Origin of the sequence: Pseudomonas sp. B5(2017) (assembly GCF_002112825.1) — a bacterium.
Taxonomy (GTDB): Bacteria; Pseudomonadota; Gammaproteobacteria; order Pseudomonadales; family Pseudomonadaceae; genus Aquipseudomonas; species Aquipseudomonas putida_Z.
The window spans coordinates 42,986-58,259 of sequence record NZ_NEIR01000001.1; the positions used below are offsets into that span (position 1 = coordinate 42,986).

Consider the following 15,274-nt stretch of genomic DNA (forward strand, 5'->3'; position numbering starts at 1 on the left):
CTAGCGTTTCACCCCTTCATGGATATCCAGCGTATCCCGCGCAATCTCCCGCCCCAGGGCAATCAGCTCCGGCGCCTTGTAGAACTCGAAAAACCGGCATACCCGTTTGGGCACGTTGATCAGTACATCCGGCGGATAGCCGGCGATCTTGTACTGCGCCAACGACGTCTGCATGACCTCGAAGCTCTGGTTGATCAAGTCCAGCAGCGAAGCGGGCCCCACGTTGTCGATGATGAACGAGCCAGTCGCCGACTTCGGCGCGCCTTCGCGCTCCGGCGCCGCCGCCGGTTGCTGGCCTTCCGGGTTGGCGGCGTCGGCCAGCCACGGGTTTGGCGGCGCCAGCCCTTCGGCGACGATTTCCTGCTCGATGCGGATCAGCTCCTCCGCCGGCTTGCGCCGGAACGGCAAGCGCGAGCCCAGCGAACTGAGCAGGGCATCGAAACGCATCTTGAACGCTGCCGGGCGTTCGATCACCGGTAACTGGTACTGCTTCTGGTTGGTGGCGTTGAGGTTGACCGCGATGATCAGGTCGCAGTGGCTGGACACCACCGGCACGATCGGCAGCGGGTTGAGGATGCCGCCGTCGACCAGCATGCGGTTGCCTTGCATCACTGGGGTGAACAGGCTGGGGATGGCCGCCGAGGCGCGCATGGCCTGGTGCAGGCACCCCTCCTGGAACCAGATTTCCTGCTGGTTGGTGAGGTCGGCTGCAACCGCCGTGTAGGGGATGCGCAATTGCTCGATGTTGATCTCGCCGACGATCTTGCGGATTTGCCCGAACACCTTGTCGCCGCGAATTGCGCCGAGGCGAAAGCTGACATCGACCAGGCGCAACACATCCAGGTAGTCGAGGCTCTCGATCCAGTTGCGGTAGTCTTCCAGCTTGCCGGCGGCATAGATGCCGCCGATCACCGCGCCCATGGAGCAGCCGGCGATGCAGGCAATGTCGTAGCCACGGCGCTCGATTTCCTCGATCACCCCGATATGTGCATACCCCCGGGCTCCGCCGGATCCCAGTACCAGTGCCACGCGTTTGCTCATGAACATTCCCCGGCCAGTGCAACCATGGTCCTACAATGCACCCATCGCCACCTGTGCTTCAATGTGCATCGCGCTGAGCTACTGTAATAAAACTGGTTGGGCCAAGCTGGCTGGGCAGGGCACTTTTCAGCTGCCGAGGCGTCAAAAAGCCAACGTTTTTTCTTTTGAGGTATTACCGATGAAAGCCTGGATCTGCCTTCCCTTGATCGCCTTGGCCCTTGCTGGCTGCGCGGGCAAGACGGCCTACCGCGAGAGTTGCGCGACCCAACTGGATGCCGCCTGGAAGGAACTGGACCTGGCCAAGGCCGAAGGCTTTGCCGGTGCCGTGAGCTACTCCAAGGCCTTGTCGTTGCTGACCGGGGCCAAGACCCAGCAGCAGTTCGAAGGTTATGAAAGCTGTACCAGAAAAGCCGAAAAGGCCCGTTTCTATATTCGTGAGTCTCGCGCCGGGCGCTGACCAAGGAGCGTCTTTCGATGTCTGCCATGCTCGATCATGTGGTTGCCCAGATAGTGGCCTTGCAGGTGCGCCTGCTGGCCTGCCGCGAGCGCCTGGCTGCCGATACCGACAGTGAGGCCTTGCATGACCTGCGCACCACGCTGCGGCGCCTGCGCAGCCTGCTGCGGCCGCTGCGTGGGCTGCCGGGGGTGGAGCAACTGGAGGACGCCGCCAAGTCGCTGGGTACACTGACCACGCCGTTGCGTGATCGTGAGGTGCTGGCGGCCGAACTGATCGGTCGTGGTTTTGCCGAGGCCGGGCAGCGGCGCCTGGAAGGGCGTGGCAGGACCTTCGCCAGTGTTGCCGCCAGCCCGCAGCTGACTCGGGTGCTGGCGATTGTCGACGCGTTTCCGCTGTTCCTGCGTGCAGCTGGCCGCGAGGGCCTGGTCAAGGCGTTGGAAAAGCGTATCGACAAACGCCTGGTCAAACAGTGGCGCAAGTTGTACGAAGCGCTGCAGGACCCGGCCCACGATCGCCATCGCCTGCGTTTGCTGATCAAGCGTGCGCGCTACGGTGACGAGGCATACCCGCAGCTCGACCATGCGGGCAAGCCGTTGCGGCGCTTGCTGAAGCAGGCCCAGGGCGACCTGGGTGACTGGCATGATCGCCTGCAATGGCTGCTGCAGGCGCGCGACCATGCCGACCTGGCACCGTGCAAGGTCGCCTGGGAGCAGGAGTTGCACGAGGCCGAGCGCCATTCGGATGTGACGCTGGATGCACTGCTGCAGGCGCTGGCGCGGCGAAAGCCCGAAAAATGACCGATATGCGGGCTGATCGACAGGGGTTTGCTGGCTAGGATGGACAGACCTTTTTCGCTGCAGGCAGGAGCCGGCCAATGAATTTCAACCAACTGCTCGACGCCGTGCGGGCCAACCCCGAAGCGGTGAGCGTCCCGCCAAGCTGGGCCCAGGGTCGCGCCGCCTTTGGCGGGCTGATGGCGGCCATGGTGTATGAAGCCATGCGCCAGAAAATTTCCGATGACCGCCCCGTGCGTTCTCTGGCCATCAGCTTTGTGGCGCCGGCCGCGGCGGATGTGCCAATCCGCTTCGACGTGGAGGTGCTGCGTGAAGGCAAGGCAGTCAGCACCTTGCTGGGCCGTGCCGTTCAAGACGGCCAGGTGGTGACTCTGGTGCAGGGCAATTTCGGTGCAGGGCGGCCATCGGTGGTCGATGTGCCGGCGTTGCCGGCCACGGAGATGAAAGCGCTCGAAGACGCAGCCCCCGAGTTGCCCCATATCAAAGGCGTTACTCCGGAGTTCATGCAGCATGTTGCCTTGCGCTGGGCGGTGGGTGGGTTGCCGTTCAGTGGCAATCAGTCGCGCCAGATGGGCGGCTGGGTACGTTTGCGCGGGGTGGCCGAAGAACCGGTCAACGAGGCGCACCTGCTGGCGTTGGTCGATGCCTGGCCGCCGAGCCTGATGCCGTTTCTCAAGCAGCCGGCCGCAGGCAGTACGTTGACCTGGACCATCGAATTCATGCAGCCCACGGCGCAGCTGTCGACCTTGGACTGGTGCCGTTATTGCGTGGAAACCGAGCATGCGCGGGATGGTTATGGGCATGCCGCCGCCGCGTTGAGGACGGCGCAGGGCGAGTTGCTGGCCTTGAGCCGGCAGACGGTTACCGTGTTTGCCTGACCGAACCCGGGAGCGCGTTGCGCTCCTATCGCGACACAAGGCCGCTCCCACAGGATCGCGTAAAATTCAGGACATGCGCGGTTCTTGTGGGAGCGGCCTTGCGTCGCGATTGGGCTGCAGAGCAGCCCCACTGGCATCAGCGCCGATGCTTGTGTCGTTCCCGCCAGGCCTTCCACCAGGCCCCGCTCAGCAAGAAGCGCGGAAAGGTGATGAACTGCTCGGTCAGCAGGCGTTGCACGGCATCCTTGCGGTTGGCGAAGGGCTCGGGTTGCTCGGCTTCCAGGCGATGGCCCTGGCGCTGCAGGCCCAGGCCGGCGATCAAGGCAATGATGCCAACGGCAATCTGGCCCAGATCCAGGCCGAACAGGCCGGACAGAATCAGCAACGCGCCAAGGATGAACAGCGGCACGGCGATCAGGTGCAGCACCAGGTTGGTCGGGTGGCGGTGGTTGTGGTGGTAGCCGCGCCATTGCCAGGCGGGCAGGTTGGGCAGGCGTTTGCTCATGGGCATTTCCTCTCGGTCATGCCCAAAGCTTAGTGCGCCCCCCAGGCGGGGGCCAATCGAGGCTGGCTATGGTGACTATAGCTTGAGCTGGCCAATGGCCTTGTTCAGTTCACCGGCCAGGGTCGCCAGTTCGCTGCTGGTGGTCGCCGAGCCCACGGTCTGTTGCACGGTCTGTTCGGTGACATCGCGAATACTCACCACGGCGCGGTTCATTTCCTCGGCCACCTGGCTTTGCTGCTCGGCTGCCACGGCAATCTGGGTGTTGCTTTCGCGCATCTGCGCCACGGCACCGGTAATCTCGGCCAGTGCTTCGCCGGCCTCCTGGGCCTGCCTGACGCAGTCGTCGGCCTTGTACGAGCTTTCCTGCATGAAATCCACTGCATCGCGGGTGCCCGACTGCAGGGCCGAGACCATGGTGGTGATCTCGTCGGTGGAGTTTTGCACGCGCTTGGCCAGGTTGCGCACTTCATCGGCCACCACGGCAAAGCCGCGGCCCAGGTCGCCGGCGCGCGCTGCTTCGATGGCGGCATTGAGCGCCAGCAGGTTGGTCTGTTCGGCGATGCTGTGGATCACACTGACCACGCCATTGATCTTCTGGCTGTCTTCGGCCAGCTGGCGAATCATCTCGGCAGTTTGCTGAACGCCGCTGGACAGCCCGGAAATCGAGTCCTGCACCCGGCTGACCACCTCCTGGCCGCTACCGGCCAGGGTGTCGGCGGTTTGTGACAGGTCACGGGTGGCGCCGGCGTGCTGGGCGATGTGGTGCACCGTCGCCGACATTTCGTTGATGGCGGTAGCGGCCTGGTCGGTTTCGCTCTGCTGGCCGAGCATGCCGTGGCGCACGTCGCTCATGCTCGCAGCCAGGCGCGCGGCACCGGAGTCCAGTTGCGCTGCGGTGTGGGCGACGGTACTGACCACGCGGTGGTAGGTCGCCTGCATGGCATTGAAGGCCCCGGCCATCTGGCCGACCTCGTCGCCACAGGCCAGCGGTACGCGGGCCGACAGGTCGCCGGTTTTTTCCACGTGCAGCATCACGTCCTTGAGCGTGTTGAGCTGGCTGAGCAGGAAGCGGATCAGCAGCTGCGAGGCGCCGAGCATGGCCAGCATCAGGACCAGCACGCATACCGCGTAGTTGCTGAAGCGGTCGAGGAACACCTGGCGCAGGCTGGGCGACTGGGCCAGCACGGCCATTTGCTGATCGCCGTTGCGCAGCACCTGCGCGCCCTGTAGCGGGTTGTTGCCCAAGAGCCGGGCGGCGGGCAGTTCGACCCAGCCTTGGGCATTGCGCAGGGCCTCGAGGGGTTCACCCGCGAAGGTGGGCGTTTGCCCGGCTGACCAGCTGATGACGTTGGCCGGGCGGGGCAGCGGCTGGCCGGCCGGCCAGGCAGCCAGCAGTTGGGCCTGCGCGGCCGCCTGGGCCTGCGCGGCCTCGGCGCGGGCGCGTTGCTCCAGATGCACGGCATAGAGCACCAACAGCAAGGTCGTGACAAAGGCCACCGCGTTGACGGCCCAGAACTTGTACTTCAGGGAAACATTGCTAAGCCAGGCACCCATGGGCAGGTCTTCTCTGAGTTGAGCGGGAACAATATTGGCAAGGTGCCATCATTGTGCCTGCGCAAGCCAGGGCCTTTCTTGATGTGCATCAAGAAAATTCTGCCGCAAGTTCTGACGCGCTTTTGTAGGAGCGGCCTTGTGTCGCGATAGGGGTGCGAAGCGCCCCCAGGTTTTCAGCTTCGCTGCATAGATTGCCGGGGCCGCGTTGCGGCCCTTTCGCGACACAAGGCCGCTCCTACAGGAGAACGCGTCGGGTTCAGGGGAGTTGGAAAAACGCCTGCGCCGTTGCCGTGGTATGCGCCGCCGTCTGTTCGGTCGACTCGCCCCGGTGCAAGGCCACTTCACGCAACACCTCCGGCAGGAACGCTGGTTCGTTGCGCCCGTTCTTCGGCTTGGGCCGCAGGCTGCGCGGCAGCAGGTAAGGCGCATCGCTCTCCAGCATCAGCCGCCCCTCGGCAATGTTGCCCACCAGCGGGTGCAGGTGGGTGCCACGGCGTTCGTCGCAGATCCAGCCGGTAATACCGATGTGCAGGTCCATGTCCAGGTAGGCGAACAGCGCGTCGCGCTCGCCGGTAAAGCAGTGCACCACTGCGCCGGTCAGGTGGTCGCGGTAATCCTTGAGGATCGCCAGCAGGCGTTCGCTGGCGTCGCGTTCGTGCAGGAACACCGGCAGATGCAGCTCGGCAGCCAGTGCCAACTGTGCCTCCAGGGCTTTTTCCTGCAGCGGGCGAGGGGAGAAGTCGCGGTTGAAGTCCAGGCCGCATTCGCCCACGGCGCGCACGCGTGTTTCATTCAGCAACTGGCGCAACTGGCGCTCGCTGCCGGCATCCCAGGTTTTGGCATCATGAGGGTGTACGCCTGCCGTGGCGAACAGGTGCGCGCCGCTCGCATCCAGTTGCTGGCACAGCTCCAGCGCCTGTTCGCTGACCGCCAGGCTGGTGCCCGTCAGCACCATCTGCGTGACCCCGGCCTCAAGGGCGCGCTCGACGATTGCCGCCTGCTGGTCGTGGAAACTGCTGTTGGTCAGGTTGACGCCGATATCGATCAGTTGCATGGTGCTATCTCGTGCCGCGGGGCGGCCAGCATAGCAAAAACCGTGTTTTTCTGAAAAAACCAAGAACTTCATGCTGTTGCCGTGGTCTTTTACCGTCATTTCTCTCTTGGCGGTGCAACCCCATGGATGCCGCCCACCGACCACGGACACGTTTTCGCATGCAGCGATGCTGGCTCATTTTCCTGCTGACGCTTGGGCTGACCTTGACCGGGCCTGCCCACGCGCGCGTGCCGGGACCGCAGCAGAACATCGCGCCGGCCAAGGTCCGTGACCTGCAACAGATTCGCACCAGCCAGGTGCTGCGGGTGCTGGTCAACCAGAGCCGCAACAGCTCCGGTGAGGTCAAGGGCGAGCCGGTCGGCATCGAATACTATCGCCTCCGTGCCCTGGAACATTACCTCAATGCCCGCGCCGCCGACGGCCAGGAGATCCAGCTCAAGCTGATCCCGCGGGCCAAGGAGCAGTTGCTCGGCGCCCTGGCCCGGGGCGAGGGTGACCTGGCCGCGCCGGGTGAGCTGCTCGACCCCGCCGTGGTGCGTGGGGTCAGCAGCAGCGCGCCGGTGCTCGACCAGGTGCCGCTGCTGCTGGTGGGGCGCAAGGGCGAGCGCAGCTTCAGCCATGTCGAGCAGTTGTCCGGGCGTACCGTGGCCCTGACCAGCGCCAGTGCCGCCGGCCCGTTGATCCAGCAGGTCAACCAGCAACTGGCGCTGCGCAAGCGCGCGCCGATCAAGGTAGAGTGGGTCGACTCGACCCTGGCGGTGGAGGATGTGCTGGAAATGGTCCAGGCCGGCATCTATCACCTGACCGTGGTCGAGCAGCCGATCGCCCGGCGCTGGGCCCGGGTGATGCCGCGCCTGCGCCTGGACAGCCGCGTAAAGCTGGGGGCGCCGCAAGCCATGCGTTGGTATGTGAGGCCCGATGCGCCGCAGTTGCAGGCCACGGTCGATCGCTTTCTGCAGGGCTACCGCGCACCGGACAACCAGGACGCCGCGTTCGAGCGCATCTACCGCCGCCAGTACCGGGTGCACGACCCATTGGCCAGCAAGAATCGCCAGCGCCTGACCGCGCTGCGGGCGGTGCTGCAGAAACACGGTGAGGCGCAGCAGATCGACTGGCTCAACCTGGCCGCGCTGGCCTTCAAGGAGTCGACGCTCAACCCGGCAGCGCGCGGCACCGGAGGGGCCCATGGCCTGATGCAGATCACCCCTTCGGCGGCGCAGCGTGTGGGGGTGAGCAACACCGCCACGGTGGATGGCAATGTCCAGGCCAGCGCCCGTTACCTGGCGCTGATCCGGCGCAAGTTCTTTGCCAGCGCCAAGATCAACGAGCGCGAGCGCATGGCCTTCGTGCTGGCGGCCTACAACCTGGGCCCCGAGCGCGTCCAGGCCATGCGCGCCGAAGCGCGGCGGCGCGGGCTGAATGGCGACCAGTGGTTCTTCCAGACCGAACGTGTCGCCATGGAGCAGGTGGGCATGGGGCCAGTCAACTTCGTCAATAGCGTCAACAAGTACTTTGTAGCGTTCAACCGGGAGCGTGCCGCGCTGGAGCGTGTGGCTAAACGCTGACAAATCGATTTTGTCGATTGTTATGTTGGGTTTTTTGCGATTTTCATATCTATCGAATCGATTATGATGGCGACCATCCCAACACAACTTCCCCGCTTCAAGGAGTCTTCGACATGAACAACGCTACCCTCAACGCTCTGTTCTCCACCCGCGCCGGTGCTGGCCTGAGCGTCATCCGTATCCTGGTCGGCATCATCTTCATTGCGCATGGTGCGCAAAAACTGTTTGGCATGTTCGGTGGCTATGGCCTGGAAGGCACCGGCCAGTGGATGGAGAGCATCGGCCTGGCCCCGGGTTACCTGATGGCCCTGCTGTCCGGTAGTGCCGAATTCTTCGGCGGCCTGGCCCTGGTGATCGGCCTGCTGGCCCGCCCGGCGGCCCTGGTGCTGGCGGTGACCCTGGTGGTGGCGATCTTCTCGGTGCACATCGGCAACGGCCTGTTCATGTCCAACAACGGCTATGAGTTCGGCCTGGCCCTGCTGGCTGGCACCGTCGCGGTACTGATCGAAGGCGCTGGCCGCTTCTCGCTGGACCGCCTGATCGCCCGCTGATCCACCGCAAATGCCAAGATACAAGCCTCAGGCCGATCACTTTCGGCTTGAGGCTTGTATCTTGCCGCTTGTAGCTCTAGCATACCGTCTGCGCCGATTTAAACAGCTACTTGCGGGGCGCAGGAAAGCCCCTCTCCGGGTCATCCGAAATACCGCTAAAGCGCTGGTTCGGTGACGCCTCCCACCGCTGCCCAGCGGGATTCGCGAGGCGGAGAGAAGCTCCATGAGTTGCCCACGTACCAGTGTCTGTTTGAGCCCCTTGCCTGCCAGCCAGGCGTCCCGCACACCGCGCATCCTGCTCGGCGGCCAGCATCAACCCACTCTTTTACGTCACCTTGAAGGCCTGTCCCGGCGCAAGGGCCAGGCGCGTGCATTTCTGATCCAGTTCGCCGATACCGGTTGCCACCTCGCACAGTATGGCAATGACCGTTTCGACCTGGCCGTGATCCAGGCCCCGGCACCGGACGAGGCCGCCGAAATCATCGGCCACCTCACCCGTATCGCGCGCCAAGGCCTGATTACCCGCCGCTGAGGAGCGCGCTGTTGAGTACCAACATCATCACCACGGAAGGCCATGAGGCGCTGAAGAAAGAACTGGACCACCTGTGGCGGGTATACCGCCCGGAGATTACCCAGAAGGTTACCTGGGCGGCATCGCTGGGCGACCGCAGCGAGAATGCCGACTACCAGTACAACAAGAAGCTGCTGCGCGAGATCGACCGCCGGGTGCGTTACCTGCGCAAGCGTCTTGAAGATGTGAAGGTGGTGGCCTACTCGCCGCAGCAGGAGGGCAAGGTGTTTTTCGGTGCCTGGGTGGAGATCGAGAACGACGAGGGCGAGACCATGAAGTTTCGCATTGTCGGGTATGACGAGATCTATGGGCGCAATGACTACATCTCGATCGACTCGCCCATGGCTCGTGCCTTGCTGAAGAAGGAGGAGGGTGATGAGGTGGTGGTGCACACACCTACCGGTGAAGCGACCTGGTATGTGAACAGCATCACTTACGGCCAGTGAGTTGATATTGCCTGTGCCGGCCTCTTCGCGGGTAAACCCGCTCCCACAGGTCCGACACAGGTTTCAAGTACTGTGGTGAACCTGTGGGAGCGGGTTTACCCGCGAAGAGGCCAGCACGGGCTGTCATCAACTCTCGCGTAAAACCGCCAACGGGCTGGCATTCAACGCCCGCCGCGTCCCCAGCATCCCCGCACCACCTACCAGCAGCGCCCCTGCCAGCGGCAACAGCAGCAACCACACATGCGGGCTCCATTGCAGGTCGAAGGCATAGCGGTACAGCACCAGGGTAATCAGCTCGCACCCGACCGCCGCCAGCAAGCCGCTGGCCGCACCCAGCAAGCCGAACTCGATCCGCCGCGCCTTGACCAGCAATGGCCGCGCCGCGCCCAGCGCACGCAGCAAGGCGCCCTGGCGGATGCGCTCGTCCAGCGTTGCCTGCAAGCCTGCGAACAGCACCGCCAACCCGGCTGCCAGCACGAACAGCAACACATACTCCACCGCCAGGGTCACCTGGGCGAGGATGCTGCGCAGCTGTTCGAGCAAGGCGTCCACCTGCAGGATGGTCACCGCCGGGAATGCCCGTGACAGCGCCACCACATCCAGGTCATGGCCCGGTGCCAGATAGAAGCTGGTCAGGTAGGTGGTCGGCAGCCCCTGCAACGTGCCGGGCTGGAAGATCATGTAGAAGTTCGGCTGGAAGCTGTCCCAGTGCACGCTGCGCAGGCTGCTGACCCGGGCCTGGCGCTGCTGGCCGCCGATGTCGAAGGTCAGCAGGTCGCCCAGTTGCAGCTTCAGGCTGCTGGCCAGTTCCGCCTCCACCGACACACCGGGGATTTCATCTTCCGCGGGCAACGCCTGCCACCAGTTGCCGCCCGTCAGTGCATTACCTTCGGGGAGTTCGGCTGCCCAGGTCAGGCTGAGGTCGCGCTGCACGGCGCGCTCGCCTGCCGAATCCTTGCTGACCACCTGCTGCACCGATTGCTCGTTGATGCGCACCAGGCGGCCGGGTGTCACCGGGTACAGCGGTGCCGAGGTGGCATTGACCTGCTGCAGGTGTTGGGCGAAGGGCTCACGGTCATCCGGCAGGATGTTCAGGGCGAAATGGTTGGGTGCATCCTTGGGCAGCTGCGCTCGCCAGGTGTCGAGCAGTTCCGCGCGCAGCAGCGCGACCAGGGCCATGGCCAGCAGGATCAGGCCGAAGGCCAGGGCTTGGCCGGCAGCGGCCATGGGGTGGCGCAGCAGTTGGCCCAGCCCCAGTCGCCAGGTCAGCGGGGCCCCGGCCAGCAATTGGCGCAGGCTGCGCAAACCGAGCAGCAGCAGGCCACCGAGCAGCAGCGCGGCGACCAGGCCGCCACCGAGCAGGGCGAAGGTGAGCAGCAGGTCGAGGCTCAGGCGCCACATGATCAGGCCCAGTGCGAACAGGGCCGCGCCGTACACCAGCCAGCTGCTGGGCGGTATCGGCAGCAGGTCGCGGCGTAGCACGCGCAGCGGCGGCACCTGGCCCAGCGCGGCAATTGGCGGCAGGGCGAAGCCGGCCAGGGCCACCAGCCCGGTAGCGATGCCAGCCAGGGCCGGGACGATGCCGCCTGCAGGCACCACGCTTGGCAGCAGGCCATGCAGCAGGCGGAACAGGCCCAGCTGGGCCAGCCAGCCGAGCAGGGCGCCGGCCAGCGCGGCGACCAGGCCGAGCATGGCCAATTGCAGGCAGTACAGGCCCAGTGCCTGGCGGCGCGAAAGGCCCAGGCAGCGCAGCAGGGCGCTGGCGTCCAGGCGGCGTGCGGCGTAGCGGCTGGCCGACAGGGCCACGGCGACGCCTGCCAGCAGCACCGCCACCAGGCTGGCCATGTTCAGGTAGCGCTCGGCCTTGCCCAGGGCGCCGCCGACCTGCTGGTTGCCATCGCGGGTGTCGCGCAGGCGCTGGTTGGCGGCCAGGTCCTTTTTCAGTGCCCCGCGGTACTGGGCCAACGCTTCTGCATCGCCGCGCCACAGGTCGCGGTAGGTGACCCGGCTGCCCGGTTGGATCACGCCGGTGGCCTGCAGGTCGGCCAGGTTCATCATTACCCGTGGGGTAAGGCTGTAGAAGTTGTTGGCGCGGTCCGGTTCGTAGGTCAGTACGCGGCTCATGCGCAGCGTCTTCATGCCCACGTCGATGCTGTCGCCAACCTTCAGCCCCAGTGCCGCCAGCAAGCGTGGCTCGACCCATGCTTCGCCAGGTGCCGGGCCGCCGCCCGGGGTTTCTGCGGCATAGGGCTCCGCGGCACTGCGCACTTGCCCGCGCAACGGGTAGGTACCATCGGCAGCCTTGACGCTGGACAGCTGGATACCGTTGTCGCCGCCGACCACGCTGGTGAACTCGACCACCTGGGCGTGGCGCAAGCCAAGCGCCTTGCCGGCTTCTATCTGCTGGTCGCGGGCCGGGGCACTGCCCTGCAGCACCAGGTCGGCACCGAGGAACTCGCTGGCGCGCAGTTGCATGGCGCCGTTGAGGCGGGCACCGAAATAACCGATGGCAGTGCTGGCCGCGACCGCCACCAGCAGGGCGAAGAACAGCACGCGCACTTCGTTGGCGCGAATGTCGCGCAGCAACTGGCGCAGGGCCAGGCCGCACAGGCGGGACAGTGGCATGTGGTTCATCAAGCCTCCACCGGGGCCACCAGGCGGCCCGCATCCAGGCGGATCTGGCGGCGGCAGCGCCGGGCCAGGCGTTCGTCATGGGTAACCAGCACCAGGGTGGTGCCGCGTTCCTTGTTCAGTTCGAACAGCAGGTCGCTGATGCGCTCGCCGGTGTGGCTGTCGAGGTTGCCGGTGGGTTCGTCGGCGAACAGCACTGCAGGTTGCGCGGCGAAGGCACGGGCAATGGCCACCCGTTGCTGTTCGCCGCCCGAAAGCTGGCGCGGGGTGTGGCTCAGGCGCTTGCCCAGGCCGACCCGTTCGAGCAGGGTGCGCGCGTGTTCGCGGGCATCGCGGCGGCCGTCCAGCTCCAGCGGCAGCATGACGTTTTCCAGGGCGTTGAGGCTGTCGAGCAGCTGGAACGACTGGAACACGAAGCCCACATGTTCGGCGCGCACCCGCGCGCGCTGGTCTTCATCCAGCGGCCCCAGGTCGTGGCCTGCGAGGATGACCTTGCCGGCACTGGGCTGGTCGAGGCCGGCGAGGAGGCCGAGCAGGGTCGACTTGCCCGAGCCCGAGGCGCCGACGATGGCCAGGCTGTCGCCCTGGGCCAGGTCGAGGGACAGCGCGTGCAGGATGGTCAGGTCACCTTCCGCGCTGGGGACCACTTTGCTAAGGTTCTGCGCAACGAGAATGCTGGGGCCCATGGAGAATCCGATGCGAGTGTGGTGGTTGAGTGCCGGTCTGGCCCTGTATTGCCTGGCCCAGAGCGCGGCGGCGGGAACACTGCTGGTTGTCGGCGATAGTATCAGCGCCGGTTTTGGCCTGGATACCCGCCAGGGCTGGGTTTCCCTGTTGCAGACCCGCCTGCGGGACGAAGGTTTCGACGACAAAGTGGTCAATGCATCGATCAGCGGCGACACCAGTGCAGGTGGCCAGGCGCGGCTGCCGGCGCTGCTTGCAGCGCACAAGCCGAGCCTGGTGGTGCTGGAGCTGGGCGGCAACGATGGCCTGCGCGGGCAGTCGCCAGCGCAATTGCAACAAAATCTTGCCTCGATGATCGAAAGTTCGCGCAAGGCCGGTGCCAAGGTGGTGCTGCTGGGCATGCGCCTGCCACCCAATTATGGCGTGCGCTACACCACCGCCTTCGCCCAGGCGTATGAACAGCTGGCGGCAGAAAAACAGGTGCCGCTGGTGCCGTTTTTCCTCGAGGGGGTAGGGGGCGTGCCTGAGTTGATGCAGGCGGATGGCATTCACCCGGCCCAGGCCGCCCAGCAGCGCCTGCTGGAAAATGCCTGGCCGGCGATAAAACCCTTGCTGTGACGCTTTAAACGGCGCCGGCTTTCGGCTAATGTTGCGCCCCCCGTTTCGAGTGCCACCGATGCCGCGCCCTGCCTGGTCCCTGTATGCCTACCAACTGATCGAGCCTGATGAGCAGCTCGACCTGTTCGCCTGCCAGGAAATCCGCGTCCACCTCGTGGCCCGCCAGCTCGAGCTGGGCGTACCGGCCGACCGCACTCTGTGCGGTGGCCTGCTGCCGGCGCAACCGCGCTGGTCGGGGGTGGCGCGCTCGATCTACCGCGACGGCCGCCTGTGCGACCTGTGCCGCGCCATCCTCGATGCCCAGCGGCGCGGCATGCGCCCGGTGTGGCCGGAGCTGCAGGGCGCCTGAACACCGCGCCTTTCATCATCTGGAACGCTTGCATGGTGCCAATGCCTCCCGCTTGCATCGGCGCAGGTGTACAATCGATTCTCTTGACCCACCTTTCGAAGGATTTACCGGATGTTGCCGCGCTTTCCTGCCGTCACCCGTAGCCTGTCCCTGGCCGCCCTGCTGGTAGCAGGCCCCGCTGCTGCGCTGGAGCTGCCACTGCCACCACCCGGTGAAGACATCATCGGTCAGGTGCATGTGATCAAGGCAAAGTACGAGGACACGTTCGCCGATATCGGCACTGCCAACGACCTCGGCTACCTGGAAATGATCGCCGCCAACCCGGGCGTGGACCCATGGCTGCCAGGTGCCGGCACCGAGATCATCCTGCCGACCCGTTACATCCTGCCGCCGGGCCCGCGCGAGGGCATCGTCATCAACCTGGCCGAGTACCGCCTGTACTACTTCCCGAAAGGGCAGAACGTGGTGCATACCTTCCCGCTGGGCATTGGCCGTGAAGGCTGGGGCTCGCCGATCGCCAATACCAAGATCACCGCCAAGACGCCGAACCCGACCTGGACCCCGCCAGCGTCGATCCGTGCCGAGCACGCGGCTGACGGCGACATCCTGCCGAGCGTGGTGCCGGCTGGCCCGGACAACCCGCTGGGGCCGTTCAAGTTCACCCTCGGCGTGCCGGGCTACCTGATCCATGGTTCGAACAAGAAGTTCGGCATTGGCATGCGTACCAGCCACGGTTGCTTCCGCATGCTCAACAACAACGTGCTGGAACTGTCGAAGATGGTGCCGGTGGGTACGCCGGTGCGCATCATCAACGAGCCCTACAAGTTTGGTATCAGTGGCGGCAAGGTCTATCTGGAGGCGCACACGCCGCTGGACGACCAGGGTAATCCGTCGGTGGTCGATAAACACACTGCTGTTATCAACGCCTTGCTCAAGCGTGAAGACCTGGCCAATAACCTACGCATGAACTGGGACATGGTGCGTGACGTGGTGGCCGCGGAAGATGGCATGCCGGTGGAAATTGCCGTGCCGACCGAAAACCAGGGTGGCGCACCGATGGTTTCGAGCATTCCGCCCGAACTGCAGTAAGGTAATTGCGACACACCCGGGCCTGCCTTAGTGCAGGCCTTTTCGTTTCTGCGTGGCGCGTTTGCCTTGTGGCAGGCAATAAAAAAGCCGACCCACAAGTGGGTCGGCTCCATAACAATCCGTGAGGATTATTACTTGCGGCTGGCTTTGTCCAGCATACGCAGAGCGCGCTCGTTGGCTTCGTCAGCAGTCTGCTGAGCCTTCTGAGCGGCTGCCAGTGCGTCGTCAGCCTTACGGTAGGCTTCGTCTGCACGAGCTTGAGCGCGAGCTGCTGCGTCTTCAGTCGCAGTCAGACGAGCTTCGGTTTCTTTGGATACGCTGCTGCAACCGGTAGCCAGAACTGCGGCCAGAGCCAGAGCAGAGAATTTCAGAACGTTGTTCATCGTGTTCCCCTTCAAGGACTTTCTATTAAATAGCCATCTCTCGGAAAAGAGAAACTGGCCGGCGTACATAGTACCCATTACTTGTAGTAAGTAAACTGACTAAG

Annotated in this window: 17 protein-coding genes; 10 read left to right on the forward strand and 7 right to left on the reverse strand. The window is 64.8% G+C overall.

Annotated features, from left to right (window positions below):
* Nucleotides 1–1,041 carry a patatin-like phospholipase family protein gene (locus CAG00_RS00215; protein ID WP_024086621.1) on the reverse strand — a complete coding sequence of 347 codons (1,041 nt, stop codon included), beginning with the start codon at nt 1,039–1,041 and terminating at the stop codon, nt 1–3.
* A 178-nt stretch (nt 1,042–1,219) separates the two neighbouring features.
* On the opposite strand from CAG00_RS00215, the gene CAG00_RS00220 reads away from it, so the two are divergent.
* The 3 genes from CAG00_RS00220 (at nt 1,220) to CAG00_RS00230 (ending at nt 3,170) form a co-directional block, all read left to right on the forward strand.
* The gene (locus CAG00_RS00220) at nt 1,220–1,498 is read left to right on the forward strand and encodes a hypothetical protein (RefSeq protein WP_003259403.1); all 279 of its coding nucleotides are present in this window, start codon (nt 1,220–1,222) and stop codon (nt 1,496–1,498) included.
* 17 nt (nt 1,499–1,515) lie between these two features.
* Nucleotides 1,516–2,295 (forward strand): CHAD domain-containing protein, encoded by a 780-nt coding sequence (locus tag CAG00_RS00225; protein ID WP_085663145.1) that lies wholly within the window; start codon nt 1,516–1,518, stop codon nt 2,293–2,295.
* A gap of 77 nt (nt 2,296–2,372) precedes the next feature.
* Nucleotides 2,373–3,170, forward strand: a complete 798-nt coding sequence (locus CAG00_RS00230; RefSeq protein WP_085592892.1) for an acyl-CoA thioesterase II — start codon at nt 2,373–2,375, stop codon at nt 3,168–3,170.
* 136 nt (nt 3,171–3,306) lie between these two features.
* Here CAG00_RS00230 and CAG00_RS00235 read toward each other — a convergent pair whose 3' ends face one another.
* From CAG00_RS00235 to CAG00_RS00250, 3 genes are all read right to left on the reverse strand, one after another.
* Nucleotides 3,307–3,675, reverse strand: a complete 369-nt coding sequence (locus CAG00_RS00235) for an Mpo1-like protein (RefSeq protein WP_038409214.1) — start codon at nt 3,673–3,675, stop codon at nt 3,307–3,309.
* Nucleotides 3,676–3,750: 75 nt separating this feature from the next.
* Nucleotides 3,751–5,229, reverse strand: coding sequence for a methyl-accepting chemotaxis protein (locus tag CAG00_RS00240; protein WP_025338425.1), 1,479 nt, complete (start codon nt 5,227–5,229; stop codon nt 3,751–3,753).
* Nucleotides 5,230–5,485: 256 nt separating this feature from the next.
* Nucleotides 5,486–6,283, reverse strand: coding sequence for a TatD family hydrolase (locus CAG00_RS00250; protein ID WP_085663147.1), 798 nt, complete (start codon nt 6,281–6,283; stop codon nt 5,486–5,488).
* 158 nt (nt 6,284–6,441) lie between these two features.
* On the opposite strand from CAG00_RS00250, the gene CAG00_RS00255 reads away from it, so the two are divergent.
* The 4 genes from CAG00_RS00255 (at nt 6,442) to greB (ending at nt 9,416) form a co-directional block, all read left to right on the forward strand.
* Entirely contained in the window at nt 6,442–7,848 is a 1,407-nt protein-coding gene (locus tag CAG00_RS00255) for a transglycosylase SLT domain-containing protein (protein ID WP_085663148.1), read from the forward strand.
* Nucleotides 7,849–7,961: 113 nt separating this feature from the next.
* Entirely contained in the window at nt 7,962–8,399 is a 438-nt protein-coding gene (locus CAG00_RS00260; RefSeq protein ID WP_085663149.1) for a DoxX family protein, read from the forward strand.
* A gap of 223 nt (nt 8,400–8,622) precedes the next feature.
* Nucleotides 8,623–8,931 carry a hypothetical protein gene (locus CAG00_RS00265; protein ID WP_025338428.1) on the forward strand — a complete coding sequence of 103 codons (309 nt, stop codon included), beginning with the start codon at nt 8,623–8,625 and terminating at the stop codon, nt 8,929–8,931.
* A gap of 11 nt (nt 8,932–8,942) precedes the next feature.
* Nucleotides 8,943–9,416 (forward strand): transcription elongation factor GreB, encoded by a 474-nt coding sequence (greB, locus tag CAG00_RS00270; protein ID WP_063914016.1) that lies wholly within the window; start codon nt 8,943–8,945, stop codon nt 9,414–9,416.
* A gap of 126 nt (nt 9,417–9,542) precedes the next feature.
* Here the strand turns inward: greB and CAG00_RS00275 are convergent, their stop codons facing one another.
* Together CAG00_RS00275 and CAG00_RS00280 are read right to left on the reverse strand one after the other, a co-directional pair.
* Entirely contained in the window at nt 9,543–12,050 is a 2,508-nt protein-coding gene (locus CAG00_RS00275) for an ABC transporter permease (RefSeq protein WP_085663150.1), read from the reverse strand.
* Nucleotides 12,050–12,733, reverse strand: coding sequence for an ABC transporter ATP-binding protein (locus CAG00_RS00280; protein ID WP_016714756.1), 684 nt, complete (start codon nt 12,731–12,733; stop codon nt 12,050–12,052). Before CAG00_RS00280 ends, CAG00_RS00275 begins: the two co-directional genes overlap by 1 nt.
* Before the next feature lie 10 nt (nt 12,734–12,743).
* Between CAG00_RS00280 and CAG00_RS00285 the strand changes: the two genes are divergently transcribed.
* The 3 genes from CAG00_RS00285 (at nt 12,744) to CAG00_RS00295 (ending at nt 14,787) form a co-directional block, all read left to right on the forward strand.
* Nucleotides 12,744–13,349: an arylesterase gene (locus tag CAG00_RS00285; protein ID WP_075044541.1), complete on the forward strand. Its 606-nt coding sequence runs from the start codon at nt 12,744–12,746 to the stop codon at nt 13,347–13,349.
* 58 nt (nt 13,350–13,407) lie between these two features.
* The gene (locus CAG00_RS00290) at nt 13,408–13,698 is read left to right on the forward strand and encodes a hypothetical protein (protein ID WP_025338431.1); all 291 of its coding nucleotides are present in this window, start codon (nt 13,408–13,410) and stop codon (nt 13,696–13,698) included.
* Nucleotides 13,699–13,809: 111 nt separating this feature from the next.
* On the forward strand, nt 13,810–14,787 hold the full coding sequence (locus CAG00_RS00295; RefSeq protein ID WP_085592905.1) for a L,D-transpeptidase family protein: 978 nt from the start codon (nt 13,810–13,812) through the stop codon (nt 14,785–14,787).
* Nucleotides 14,788–14,918: 131 nt separating this feature from the next.
* Here the strand turns inward: CAG00_RS00295 and oprI are convergent, their stop codons facing one another.
* Entirely contained in the window at nt 14,919–15,170 is a 252-nt protein-coding gene (gene oprI, locus CAG00_RS00300; RefSeq protein WP_003259780.1) for an outer membrane lipoprotei OprI, read from the reverse strand.
* Nucleotides 15,171–15,274 lie beyond the last annotated feature (104 nt).